This is a genomic window from Nocardioides sp. Leaf374 (assembly GCF_916862475.1).
Lineage (GTDB): Bacteria > Actinomycetota > Actinomycetes > Propionibacteriales > Nocardioidaceae > Nocardioides > Nocardioides kribbensis.
The window spans coordinates 129,547-142,255 of the sequence record NZ_CAKASO010000001.1; the positions used below are offsets into that span (position 1 = coordinate 129,547).

The 12,709-nt window shown below is 72.4% G+C and carries 10 protein-coding genes; 6 read left to right on the top strand and 4 right to left on the bottom strand.

The window, feature by feature from the left end; genetic code table 11:
* Positions 1-19 precede the first annotated feature (19 nt).
* Complete coding sequence (locus tag LPA27_RS00685) at positions 20-2,923, bottom strand: vitamin B12-dependent ribonucleotide reductase (protein ID WP_056904882.1); 2,904 nt, start codon at positions 2,921-2,923, stop codon at positions 20-22.
* Positions 2,924-3,127: 204 nt separating this feature from the next.
* Positions 3,128-3,628 (bottom strand): transcriptional regulator NrdR, encoded by a 501-nt coding sequence (gene nrdR, locus LPA27_RS00690; protein WP_056904883.1) that lies wholly within the window; start codon positions 3,626-3,628, stop codon positions 3,128-3,130.
* A gap of 435 nt (positions 3,629-4,063) precedes the next feature.
* Here nrdR and LPA27_RS00695 point away from each other — a divergent pair, with 435 nt between their 5' ends.
* Complete coding sequence (locus LPA27_RS00695) at positions 4,064-5,083, top strand: alcohol dehydrogenase catalytic domain-containing protein (protein WP_228941137.1); 1,020 nt, start codon at positions 4,064-4,066, stop codon at positions 5,081-5,083.
* 4 nt (positions 5,084-5,087) lie between these two features.
* On the opposite strand, the gene LPA27_RS00700 is transcribed toward LPA27_RS00695, so the two are convergent.
* Positions 5,088-5,591, bottom strand: coding sequence for a mismatch-specific DNA-glycosylase (locus LPA27_RS00700; protein ID WP_228941138.1), 504 nt, complete (start codon positions 5,589-5,591; stop codon positions 5,088-5,090).
* Between the two features lie 116 nt (positions 5,592-5,707).
* Between LPA27_RS00700 and LPA27_RS00705 the strand changes: the two genes are divergently transcribed.
* Complete coding sequence (locus LPA27_RS00705) at positions 5,708-6,073, top strand: hypothetical protein (protein WP_228941139.1); 366 nt, start codon at positions 5,708-5,710, stop codon at positions 6,071-6,073.
* A gap of 137 nt (positions 6,074-6,210) precedes the next feature.
* On the opposite strand, the gene LPA27_RS00710 is transcribed toward LPA27_RS00705, so the two are convergent.
* Positions 6,211-6,540 (bottom strand): LysM peptidoglycan-binding domain-containing protein, encoded by a 330-nt coding sequence (locus LPA27_RS00710; RefSeq protein WP_228941140.1) that lies wholly within the window; start codon positions 6,538-6,540, stop codon positions 6,211-6,213.
* A 370-nt stretch (positions 6,541-6,910) separates the two neighbouring features.
* Between LPA27_RS00710 and lexA the strand changes: the two genes are divergently transcribed.
* From lexA to LPA27_RS00730, 4 genes are all read left to right on the top strand, one after another.
* Positions 6,911-7,687 (top strand): transcriptional repressor LexA, encoded by a 777-nt coding sequence (gene lexA / locus LPA27_RS00715; RefSeq protein ID WP_228941141.1) that lies wholly within the window; start codon positions 6,911-6,913, stop codon positions 7,685-7,687.
* A 134-nt stretch (positions 7,688-7,821) separates the two neighbouring features.
* Complete coding sequence (locus tag LPA27_RS00720) at positions 7,822-9,519, top strand: MXAN_6640 family putative metalloprotease (RefSeq protein ID WP_228941142.1); 1,698 nt, start codon at positions 7,822-7,824, stop codon at positions 9,517-9,519.
* A gap of 83 nt (positions 9,520-9,602) precedes the next feature.
* Positions 9,603-11,384, top strand: a complete 1,782-nt coding sequence (locus LPA27_RS00725) for an alkaline phosphatase D family protein (RefSeq protein ID WP_228941143.1) — start codon at positions 9,603-9,605, stop codon at positions 11,382-11,384.
* Entirely contained in the window at positions 11,384-12,709 is a 1,326-nt protein-coding gene (locus tag LPA27_RS00730; RefSeq protein WP_228941144.1) for an alkaline phosphatase family protein, read from the top strand. Before LPA27_RS00725 ends, LPA27_RS00730 begins: the two co-directional genes overlap by 1 nt.

A 12,709-nucleotide genomic window follows, 5' to 3' on the forward strand; every position in this document is an offset into this window, starting at 1 on the left:
GGTGGCGATTCTGGAGGCGTCAGCTGCAGCCGGAGGTGCTGCCGCAGCCCTCGCAGACGTAGCAGGAGCCGGCGGGACGCATCTTGGTGCCGCAGGTGAAGCACAGCGGGGAGTCGATCGCGGTGCCGGTGATCTTCTCCATCAGCTCGGCGGAGGTGTGGGCCTCCTTGGCCGGCTGGGCCGGGACCTCGCGCTGCGAGGCGCCCTCGGTGTCGTGGGTGACGACACCCTCGACGGTCTCGGGCTCGGCGACCGGCGCCGAGGCGACCGGCTCGTCGATGAGCTCCGCGGCGCCACCGGTCTCGACGACGGGCTCGTAGGAGCCGGTCTCGAGGTAGCGCTGACGCTCGTCGGCGGAGTAGATCCCCATGGCCTGGCGCTGCTCGAAGGGCAGGTAGTCCAGGGCCAGGCGGCGGAAGATGTAGTCCATGATCGACTGGCTCATCCGCACGTCGGGGTCGTCGGTGAGGCCGGCGGGCTCGAAGCGCAGGTTGGTGAACTTCGAGACGTAGGTCTCCAGCGGCACGCCGTACTGCAGGCCGATGCTGACCGCGATCGAGAACGCGTCCATGACGCCGGCCAGGGTCGAGCCCTGCTTGCCGAGCTTGAGGAAGATCTCGCCGAGCTCGCCGTCGGCGTGCGCACCCGAGGTCATGTAGCCCTCGGCGCCACCCACGGTGAAGGAGGTGGTGCGCGAGACGCGCGACTTGGGCAGACGCTTGCGGGTCGGGGCGTAGACGACCTTCTCGACGACCTTGGTCTCGACCGGGGCGGCGTCGGCGCTCTTGTTGGAGTCGGTGCCCTTGTTGTCGCCCTTGCCGCTCGACATGGGCTGGCCGACCTTGCAGTTGTCGCGGTAGACCGCGGTGGCCTTGAGGCCGAGCTTCCAGGACTGGAAGTAGACGTCCTCGATCTCCTCGACCGTGGCGGTCTCGGGGAGGTTGACGGTCTTGGAGATCGCGCCGGACAGGAACGGCTGGCAGGCCGCCATCATCCGCACGTGGCCCATCGGGGCCAGGGCGCGGGCGCCCATGGCGGTGTCGAAAACCTCGTAGTGCTCCTGGCGCAGGCCCGGGGCGTCGATGACGTGACCCTCGGCGGCGATGTGGTCGACGATCGCCTCGACCTGCTCGGGCTGGTAGCCCATCTTGCGCAGGGCGCGCGGGATGGTCTGGTTGACGATCTGCATGGAGCCGCCGCCGACGAGCTTCTTGAACTTGACCAGCGAGAAGTCGGGCTCGATGCCGGTGGTGTCGCAGTCCATCATGAAGCCGATGGTGCCGGTGGGCGCGAGCACCGAGGCCTGCGCGTTGCGGAAGCCGTGCTTGGCGCCGAGCTCCTGCACCTGGGCCCACGCGGCCGTGGCCAGCTTGTGGACCTGCTCGTCGGCGATGTGGACCGGGCGCACCGTGTCGTTGGCGGCCTGGTGCTTGCGCATGACGCGCTTGTGGGCGTCGGCGTTGCGGGCGTAGCCGGTGTAGGGGCCCACGACGCCGGCGATCTCGGCCGAGCGCTTGTAGGAGGTGCCGGTCATCAGCGAGGTGATGGTGGCGGCCATGGCGCGGCCGCCGTCGGAGTCGTAGCCCAGGCCCATGGCCATGAGCAGCGCGCCGAGGTTGGCGTAGCCGATGCCGAGCTGGCGGTAGTCGCGGGTGGTCTGGCCGATGGACTCGGTCGGGAAGTCGGCGAAGCAGATGGAGATGTCCATCGCGGTGATGATGAACTCCACGGCCTTCGCGAACAGCGCGCCGTCGAAGGTGTCGTCGTCCTTGAGGAACTTCAGCAGGTTGAGGCTGGCGAGGTTGCACGAGGAGTTGTCGAGCGACATGTACTCGGAGCAGGGGTTGGACGCGGTGATGCGACCGGTCTCGGGGTTGGTGTGCCAGTCGTTGATGGTGTCGTCGTACTGCATGCCCGGGTCGGCGCACTCCCACGCAGCGGTGGCGATCTTGCGCCACAGGTCGCGGGCGTCGACGGTCTCGATGACCGAGCCGTCCTTGCGCGAGCGCAGGCCGAAGTCGGTGCCGTTCTCGACCGCGCGCATGAACTCGTCGGAGACGCGCACGGAGTTGTTGGCGTTCTGGTACTGCACCGAGGTGATGTCGTCGCCGCCGAGGTCCATGTCGAAGCCGGCGTCGCGCAGGGCGCGGATCTTGTCCTCCTCGCGCGCCTTGGTCGCCACGAACTCCTCGATGTCGGGGTGGTCGACGTCGAGCACGACCATCTTCGCCGCGCGGCGCGTGGCGCCGCCGGACTTGATGGTGCCGGCGGAGGCGTCGGCGCCACGCATGAAGGAGACGGGGCCCGAGGCGGTGCCGCCGGAGGAGAGCAGCTCCTTGGAGGAGCGGATGCGGGAGAGGTTGAGGCCGGCGCCGGAGCCGCCCTTGAAGATGAAGCCCTCCTCCTTGTACCAGTTCAGGATCGAGTCCATGGAGTCGTCGACCGAGAGGATGAAGCAGGCCGAGACCTGCTGCGGGGAGGGCGTGCCGACGTTGAACCACACCGGGGAGTTGAACGAGAAGTACTGGTGCACCAGCAGCCAGGTCAGCTCGTGCTCGAAGACCTCGGCGTCGGCCGGGGACGCGAAGTAGCCGTTGTCCTCGCCGCCCTTGCGGTAGGTCTTCACGACCCGGTCGACGAGCTCGCGCAGGCTCTGCTCGCGGGTGTCGGAGCCGACGGCGCCGCGGAAGTACTTGGTGGTGACGATCGTGGAGGCGTTGACCGACCAGAAGTCGGGGAACTCCACGTTCTTCTGCTCGAAGACGGTGGCGCCGGTCTTCCAGTTGGTCTGGACGACGTCGCGGCGCTCCCAGGTGATCTCGTCGTAGGGGTGCACGCCGGCGGTGCTGAACGTGCGCTCGAAGGTCAGGCCCTTGCCCGCCGCCGAGGCGCCGGTCTGGGCCCCGCTCATCGTCTCCGTCATGTGCTGCTCTCCCTGTGTCGCGTGCTGGCTGTGTCGCGTATTGGCTGTGTCGCGTGCTGGTCGTGTGGTGCGTGGTCGGGCTCGTGTCGATGGTCGCGCTGACCACCGACACTCGGCGGGCGGACCGGCGTGGGGGTCGGTCCGGTGGGGAGGAGGTGGTGCGCCCGGCAGGCAGCTTCCCCACTGCCTGCCGGGCGGTCTGGGTCAGCCCGTGGTGGGCTGGGGGTCGCGCCCCTCGACCAGCTCGGTGAGCTGCTCGGCGCGGTGGGTGCGCAGCTGGGCGATCTCGGCCTCGAAGTCCTCGGCGGACTCGAAGGCCTTGTAGACGCTGGCGAAGCGGAGGTAGGCCACCTCGTCGAGCTCCCGCAGCGGCGCGAGGATGGCCAGCCCCACCTCGTGGGCGGGCACCTCGGCCTGGCCGAGGCCGCGCAGGGCGTCCTCGACGGCCTGGCCGAGGCAGGCCAGGTCGTCCTCGGTGACCGGCCGGCCCTTGCAGGCCTTGCGGGCACCGGCGACGGCCTTCTCGCGGTGGAACGGCTCGGTCGCGCCGGAGCGCTTCACCACGGCGAGCGGCATGAGCTCGACGGTGGTGAACCGCTCCTTGCACGCCAGGCACTGCCGACGCCGGCGCACCGAGCCGCCGTCGTCGCCGACCCGCGAGTCGAGGACCTTGGTGTCGGCGTGGTGGCAGAACGGGCAGTGCACGACAGGTCTCCTCTCGGACGGGTCGAACGGACGGTGCGGGACGGCTGCGGGAGCGTGGCGGCGCGCCTGTGACACCCTCGTCGGGTGGCCAGGAGCTGTGGATAAAGCGGCCGGTCATGTGGAGAACACCGGGCCTCTTGTGAACCATCCACCCTGGCGCTGTGCACTAGATGTGGATAACTACATCCGTGTAAGTACTAGATGTAGGGGAACCGTACGCCCGTCGCGCACACCGCGCAACCTGTTCGGCGTGTCCCGCCGAGTCGCGTCGGGGGCTCCGCCAAACCCGCAGGTCAGCGGGGTGCGAGGGTGACCGCACGGTGGTCCGTACCGACCGCGGTCCGGGCGTGTCGCGGCTCCACGGGCTCGACGGGCTCCCCGTCCTGCCGCATGGGGTGAGCCGGTCGGTGCCCCGCTCGGCCTAGCGTCCGAGCCATGAGCGAGACGATGCGAGCCATGGTGGTCAAGGCCAAGAGCCAGGAGTTCACCCTCGAGGAGCGCCCGGTGCCGACCCCGGGACCCGGCGAGGCCGTGGTGAAGGTCGCCGCCTGCGGCGTCTGCCACAGCGACATGTTCGCCCGCGAGGGCGTCTACCCCGGCGTCAGCTTCCCCGTGGTGCCCGGCCACGAGGTCGCCGGCTCCGTGCACAGCCTGGGCGAGGGCGTGCAGGGCTGGCGCGAGGGCCAGCGCGTCGGCGTCGGCTGGTACGGCGGAGCCTGCGGCTGGTGCCGCCCCTGCCGGATGGGCGCACTGATCGCCTGCGAGAACACCCAGATCCCCGGCGTCCAGCGCGACGGCGGTTACGCCGACTACGTGCTGGTGCCCGCCGCGGCCATGGCCGCCATGCCCGAGGAGCTCGCCCCCGAGCTCGCCGCCCCCCTGATGTGCGCGGGCGTCACGACCTACAACGGCCTGCGCCGCACGGGCGCGCGCCCCGGCGACCTGGTCGCCGTGCTCGGCGTCGGCGGCCTGGGCCACCTCGGCGTGCAGTACGCCGCCAAGATGGGCTTCCGCGTCGCCGCCATCGCCCGCGGCACCGAGAAGGCCGACCTCGCCCTGGGCCTGGGCGCGCACACCTACATCGACTCCACCGCCACCGACCCCGGCGAGGAGCTGGCCAAGCTCGGCGGCGCCCGCGTCGTGCTCTCCACTGTCACCAACGGCGAGGCCGTCGCCTCCACCATCCCCGGCCTGGGCGTCGACGGCGAGCTGGTCGTGGTCGGCGCGGCCGAGCAGCCCATCCCCGTGCCGGCCGCCGCCCTCATCCCGATCAACGGCTCCGTGGCCGGTCACGCCTCGGGCACCGCGGCCGACAGCGAGGACACCCTGAACTTCAGCGCCCTCACCGGCGTCGAGGCGCAGATCGAGACCATGCCGCTGGAGCAGGCCAACGAGGCCTACGCCCGGATGATGGCCGGCGACGCGCGCTTCCGGATGGTGCTCACCGTCAACTGAGGACTCAGGCGCGACCGGCCAGCTGGGCCAGCTCGCGCCACCACGCGACGCGCGTGGGCCGACCGTCGTAGTCCCGACGATGGTTGGCCCCGCTCGTCCCGGGCAGCACGAAGACCTGCGCGGTCCCGACGTACCAGTCGTGGGCGCCGAGACGGGGGTGCGCGCGTCGACCCAGCGCACGCGCGGCCTCGTGGGCGACACCCTTGCTGGTGAAGGCCAGCCAGTCGGGCCGCCAGCGCCCCACCTTGGCGACGAGCTCGTCGACCTCGACCCACCGCGGGTCCCAGTGGCCGACCAGGTCGGTGAGGCCGAGACCGAGGGCGGCCACCTCACGGTCCTCCTCCGGCCGCAACCGACGCGGCGAGAGACCGGACAGGTGCACCGACTCCCAGAAGGAGTTGCCGGGCGAGTCGTAGTAGTGCTCCCGGGTGCGGGTCGAGTCGGCGCCGGCCAGGCCGCAGAACACGATCGCCGGCTCCGCGGCCACGATGTCGGGGAGGACCTCCATGCCCCCACCGTGCCAGCCACCGGGTCCAGCCACCGGGTCAGGGCACCGGGTCGACGGGCGCGACGCGATGGTGGTGTCGCGCTGCGAACTCACGGACGATCGGACAGAATGAGCCCGTGGCGACAGCGGGCAAGCGAGCAGGCTCGCGCAAGGGCACCCGGCCGCCCCGCCAGCTGCGCCCGCGCCTGCTGGCGCTGGCCCTGGCCGTGACGGCGGCCGTCGTGGCCTGGGGCTACCTCGTCTACGCCGCGATCGACTTCGGCACCACTGCCCGCGACGGCGACTCCGGCTCCTGGGCGTTCCTCGCCCTGGCCTCGGTCGGGGCCGTGGCGTGTCTCTTCGTCGGCCTCCTGCTGGTGGCACGCCTGCTCCGCGAGCTCGGCATCACCAGCACACCGACCGGCGCCGCCCCGGACGGCGACGGCGAGGACCTCGAGCCGACCGCGCCGCGCCCGCCCGGCGGACGCCGCGCGGCGCGCTGACCGGCTGGCAGCACCCCTGGACGGCAGAGGAGGGCGGGCCCGGTGGGGCCCGCCCTCCTGCACCTTCCCCGCTGCTCACCGGCCGGGGTCGAAGCGACCGGTGATGTCGATGGGGGCGCCGACGACGGCGCCCGAGGTCACGCCAGCGGGATGCGCAGACGCTGGCCCGCGGCGACCATGCCGCCGTCGAGGTCGTTGAGCTGCTGGATCTCGACGATCGTCGAGCGCACGTCACCGTCGTCGGCGACGTCGGCCGCGATGTCCCACAGCGTCTCGCCGGTGCCGACCACGATCACCTCGGTGGGCTGCGCCTGGGAGGTGGCCACCGACCCGGCGGCCAACCACACGCCGACGGCGAGGATGGCCAGGAGCGAGAGCGTGAACACCACGAGTCGCCCACGCCGGGTCAGCCGCACGTGGTGCGTGGCGACACGGGATGCGGCGGGGTGCTGGATCGTGGTGCTCATGGGGACCTCCTGGGGAAGGGGGCGGTCAGCCGTGGGGTGGAGCTCGAGGTGGACGAAGTGATGTCTAGTGGTGACCACCGACAGTCCTGGAGGACCGCCGTCGAGCACCGGATCGACCACACGTTCGATCGAACATGTGTACGACGTTAGATCACGCGTTCGAACAGCACAAGGGGTCGGACGAACATCTGTTCGACCGCCCGTCCGGCAGGGAGGCCCGGACCCGCGGGCCTTGGGCGTCGCGAACGGTCCGACACGCCGTTCGAACAGGTGTTTGAAACCCTCGGAGCCTCCTGGCATGGTGAGCACGTCGCCCGACCGGGCGACCAGCGACACCGATCGGTGGCACCGACCAGCGGAGAGGCAGACGATGGCGACCAAGGACACCCGGGGGCGGACCGGGGGCGGTCCCACGGAGGGCCCGACCGACGGCACGGCGGACGGCACGGTGACCGAGCTGCCCGACGGTGCACCCGACGCCACCGGCCTCACCCCGCGGCAGCTGCGGGTGCTGGCCACCATCCGCGACGCGATCGAGAAGCGCGGCTACCCGCCGAGCATGCGCGAGATCGGCAACGCTGTCGGCCTCACCAGCACCTCGAGCGTCGCCCACCAGCTCAAGGTGCTCGAGGAGAAGGGCTTCCTCAAGCGCGACCCCAACCGGCCCCGGGCGCTGGAGGTCTTCCTGCCCGAGGTGATGGCCGCCCGCCGGTCGATCTCGGCGGCCGAGGAGAGCGGTTACGACGAGACCGGTGTCGGCGACTCCGTGCCGGCCGCCACCTACGTCCCGGTCGTCGGCCGGATCGCGGCCGGCGGCCCGATCCTGGCCGAGGAGCAGGTGCAGGACGTCTTCCCCCTGCCCAAGCAGCTCGTCGGCGAGGGGCAGCTCTTCCTGCTCGAGGTCGTGGGCGACTCGATGATCGACGCGGCGATCTGCAGCGGCGACTACGTCGTCATCCGCAAGGAGCAGACCGCCGACAACGGCACCATCGTCGCCGCCCTCATCGACGGCGAGGCGACGGTGAAGACCCTGCAGCGCAAGAACGGCCAGGTCTGGCTGCTGCCGCACAACGAGGCCTACGACCCGATCGACGGCACCCACGCCACGATCCTGGGCGTCGTCACCGCGGTCCTGCGCAGCGTCTAGCCCGCCGCCGCACCCACCCGGGACACCCCGGGGCCGGCCCGTCCTCCCCGCGGAGGACGGGCCGGCGTGCGTGTCGGCGACCCGTGAGAGCCTGGAGCGAGAGCCGGAACCCTCGACCCACTGGAGTGCCCGACGTGCGCCTTCGTCCCCTGTCCGCCCTGCTCCTCGCGGGCGCCCTGTCCGTCTCGACCCTGACGGTCTCGGCCCTGCCCGGCACGGCCGTGGCCGCCCCCCAGGTCGACCTGCCCGAGGTCCCCGGGCTCCCTGGGCTGCCCGGTGTGGACGGGACCGAGACGCCGGACGAGCACGCCCTCGCGGCCCTCGCAGTGGTCGAGACGCTGGTCGACCCGGCGACCAGCCCCGCGGAGGCCCAGCAGACCCTCACGCAGGCCGGCGAGGCCGACCTCACGGGGGCGCTGCGCGACCTCGCGCTGAGCATGGACGCCCTCTCCCCCGCCGACCGCGCGGAGGCCGCGGCCTACCTCGCCCGGCCGACCGACAGGCGCGGTGACGGCTACCTCGACTACGAGGGCGACGCCGTGCAGCGCATCTGCACCGACGACCTCTGCGTGCACTACGTCACGGACGGCACCGACCAGAGCAGGGGCAACAACGTCTCCGCCAAGGACGACGGCGACGGTGACGGCGGCGCGAGCAACGGGGTCCCCGACTACGTCGACTTCGCGCTCTCGACGCTGCAGGACGTGCACGACACCTACGCCGGCGCGGGCTACCGCACGCCGCTGCCCGACGGCGCCAAGGGCGGCGACGCCCGCACCGACGTCTACCTCGGCGACGTCGGCAGCATGAGCTTCTACGGCTACTGCACCTCCGACGACGACGTGCCCGACGACGCGCGCGCCGTGCCCGCCTACTGCGTGCTCGACAACGACTACCGCACCGGGCAGTTCCCCACGAACCTGCCGACCGAGAACCTCCAGGTGACCGCGGCGCACGAGTACTTCCACGCCGTCCAGTACGCCTACGACGCCGGCGAGGACGGCTGGCTCATCGAGGCCACCGCCACCTGGGCCGAGGACGAGCTCTTCGACTCGGTGAACGACAACGTGCAGTACCTCGCCGACAGCCCGCTCTCCCACCCGCGGCAGTCGATGGACCGCGACGAGGACCTCGCGGTCTACGGCGACTGGATCTTCTTCCGCCACCTCACCGAGCGCCACCCCGCCGCGGTCGGCGGACTGCCCGTGCTGGTGCGCAAGATCTGGGAGCGCGCCGGCGCCGCCGCCGGCGACCGTGACGAGTACTCCACCCAGGCCGTCGAGCAGGTGCTGCGCCGCCAGCACGACGTGTCCCTGAGCGAGTCCTTCGCCCGCTTCGCCGACGCCAACCTGCGCCCCGGCCGCGCCTACGCCGAGGGCAGGGCGCAGTCCTACCCCAAGGCCCCCCTGTGGAAGCGCACGACCCTGACGGGCTCGAAGCGCTCCGTGGGCGCCCAGCAGGTCTACCTCGACCACCTCAGCAGCGCCAGCCAGCGCTTCACCCCGGGTGCCGGCCTCGGGGGCGGCTGGCGGCTGCGGCTGTCCCTCGACCTGCCGTCCCCGACGCGGGGCTCCGCGGCGGTCGTCACCGTCGTGCCCACCTCCGGCACGCCCTCGACCCGGGTCCTGCGGCTGGACCGCGCCGGTGACGCCGCCACCCGGGTCGGCTTCTCCTCGGCCCGCACCTCCTACGTCGAGGTCACGCTGGTCAACGCCAGCACCCGCTACCGCAACTGCAGCAACGGCGGGACGAGCACGTGGCCCTGCGGTGGTCGCCCGGTCGACGACGGCCTCCGCTCCACCCTCACCGGGCGGGTCGTCCCTGCCGGGTGACGGGACCGCGCCCGGCAGGTGAACGATCGGTGCGGGTCGCGGCAAGGCCGTCACGGCGCCGCCGCCGCGTCGTTGAACGCGTCGTGACCACGAGCGACACCGCCCCGCAGCCCTCCCGCGACACCGGCCCGACCGGCCCGGCCGGCCCGACCGCGACCGCTCCGGCCCCGCGCCGGCGTACGGTCCTGGCCGGGGGTGCGGTCGGCGTCGGCGCCCTCGGCCTGCGCGTCGGCGCCGACCGCGCCACCGCGGCCCCCTCGCGGCCCGCGGCCCGCCGCGCCCGCGTCTTCCGCCACGGGGTGGCCTCCGGCGACCCGCTGCCCGACGCCGTGGTGCTGTGGACCCGGGTCACCCCGACCCCGGGCAGCACCCCCGGATCGGGCCGGGGACCCTCCGTCGAGGTGGTCTGGGAGGTCGCCACCGACCCCCGCTTCCGCCGCGTGGTGCGCCGCGGTCGCGTGCGCACCGGGCCCAGCCGCGACCACACCGTCAAGGTCGACGCCACCGGCCTGCGCCCGTCGACCGAGTACTACTACCGCTTCCGCCTCGACGGCCAGGCCAGTCGCACCGGTCGCACCCGCACCGCCCCCGCGCCCCAGGCCTCCCCCGACCACCTCCGCTTCGGCGTGGTGTCGTGCGCCAACCTCCAGGCCGGGTTCTTCTCCGCCTACCGCGGGCTCGCCGCGCGCGAGGACCTGCACGCGATCGTCCACCTCGGCGACTACCTCTACGAGTACGGTCCCGGCGAGTACGGCATGGGCGCCGACAACGTCGACGTGCGCCGCCACGTGCCCGACCACGAGATGGTCTCGCTGGCCGACTACCGCCAGCGCCACGCGCAGTACAAGCAGGACCCCGACCTCCAGGACGCCCACGCCCGCTACGCCTGGATCGTCACCTGGGACGACCACGAGGTCACCAACGACCAGTGGCGGGGCGGGGCGGAGAACCACACCCCCGGCACCGGCGAGGGCGGTGAGGGCGACTACCGGCGCCGGCGCGCCCGCGCCCACCGCGCCTACGACGAGTGGATGCCCGTGCGCATGGACGGCACGGCCGCGCTGGGCGACGGCGCCCGGCTCTTCCGGCGGCTGCGCTTCGGCACGCTGCTGGAGATCAGCATGCTCGACCTGCGCACCTACCGCGACCAGCAGGTGGCCACCCCGGCCGTCGACCCGGCCGTGAGCGACCCCGACCGCACCCTCACCGGCGCGCGCCAGATGGCCTGGCTCAAGGACTCCCTCAGCCGCGACCACCAGCCGCAGTGGAAGGTGGTGGGCAACCCCGTGATGATCGCGCCGGTCACCTTCGCCGACCTGCCCGACGCGCTGGTCCAGCCGGTCAACGACGTGACGGGGCTGCTGCCCGGCGACGGTGCGCCCTACAACGTCGACCAGTGGGACGGCTACACCGCCGACCGCCGCGAGGTGCTGACCCACCTCGACGACCACCAGGTGAAGGACACCGTGTTCCTCACCGGCGACATCCACTCCGCCTGGGCCTGCGAGCTGCCGCTCGACACCTCCACCTACCCGGTGGTCGGCGACTCCCTGGGCGTGGAGTTCGTGTGCACCTCGGTGACCTCCAACAACCTCAAGGACATCACCGGCACCCCGCCGGACACCACCTCCACCCTGGTCGAGCAGGTCATCCTGGCCAACAACCGCCACATCAAGTACCTCGACTTCGACGACCACGGCTTCTCGGTCCTCGACGTCACCCCCGCCCGCGCCCAGATGGACTGGTACGTCATCGGGGCCCGCGACGACCGCGACACCGCGATCACGTGGTCGGTCTCCTTCGCCACCGCCGCCGGCACCAGCCGGATCGAGCAGGTCGACGCCCCCGTCGGGGGTGACGCCTGATGTGCACGCCCACCCCCCACGCCGGCCACCACGACAGCCGCGAGGAGCGCCCCTTCGCCCGCGGCCTCGGCGAGCTGCGCACCGGTCGGCGTACGGCGATCACGGCCGGCGCCGCCGGACTGCTCTTCTCCACCCTCGCCGGCACGCAGGCCGCCCGGGCCGCCGGCGGGGCCGACACCCGCAGGCGGGCCTACGTGCTCGTCGTCGACGGCTGCCGGCCCGAGGAGATCGACAGCGGCCTGACCCCGAACCTCCACGCCCTGCGCGGCGGCGGACTGCGCTTCCCGCGCGCCTCCTCCATGCCGGTCATGGAGACCATCCCCAACCACGTGATGATGATGACCGGCCAGCGCCCCGACCGCACCGGCGTGCCGGCCAACGCGATCCTCGACCGCGAGCTCGGCGCGATCCGCGACATGGACCGCGCCAGCGACATCAAGGTGCCGACGGTGATCGAGCGGCTCAACCGCCGCGGCCTGCGCACGGGCACGGTGCTGTCGAAGGAGTACCTCTACGGCGTCTTCGGCGAGCGCGCCACCCACCGCTGGGAGCCGATGCCGATCATCCCGGTGGCCGGCTACGCCCCCGACGTCTTCACCATGCAGGCCACGCTCGCGATGCTGGAGGAGTTCGACCCGCACCTGGTCTTCGTCAACCTCGGCGACATCGACCGCTTCGGCCACTCCGACCTCACCGGCACGACCCTCCAGCTCGCGCGCCGCACCGCACTGGCGGCCACCGACGCCCTGGTCGGTCGGTTCGTCGAGGAGCTCAAGAGCTCGGGCCGCTGGGAGCACTCGATGCTCGTCGTGCTCGCCGACCACTCGATGGACTGGTCGCTGCCCACCCAGGTCGTCTCGCTGCAGGCCCCGCTCGAGGCCGACCCCCTCCTCGCCGGCAACGTCGTCATCGCCGACAACGGCGGCGCCGACCTCGTCTACTGGACCGGTCCGTCGAGCCGGCGCGCCGAGGCCGTACGCCGCATCCGCGCGATCGCGGAGGAGGCCGAGGGCGTGCTGAAGGCGTGGGACCGCCGCGCCGGGTGGCTGCGCCTGGGCCCCGAGGCCGGCGACGTCGTGGTCTTCTGCCGGGCGGGGTGGCGCTTCAGCGACCCCGACCCGCTGACCTCGAACCCGATCCCCGGCAACCACGGGCACCCGGCCACCCGGGCCATCCCGTTCTTCCTCGCCGGCGGCCACCCGCGGGTGCCGCGGGGGAAGACGTCCTCGGCCCACGCCCGCACCCTCGACGTGGCCCCCACCGTGGCGTCGTTCTTCGGACTGCCGTCGGGCGCGGCGCTCTACGAGGGTCGCGCCCGGGTCTGA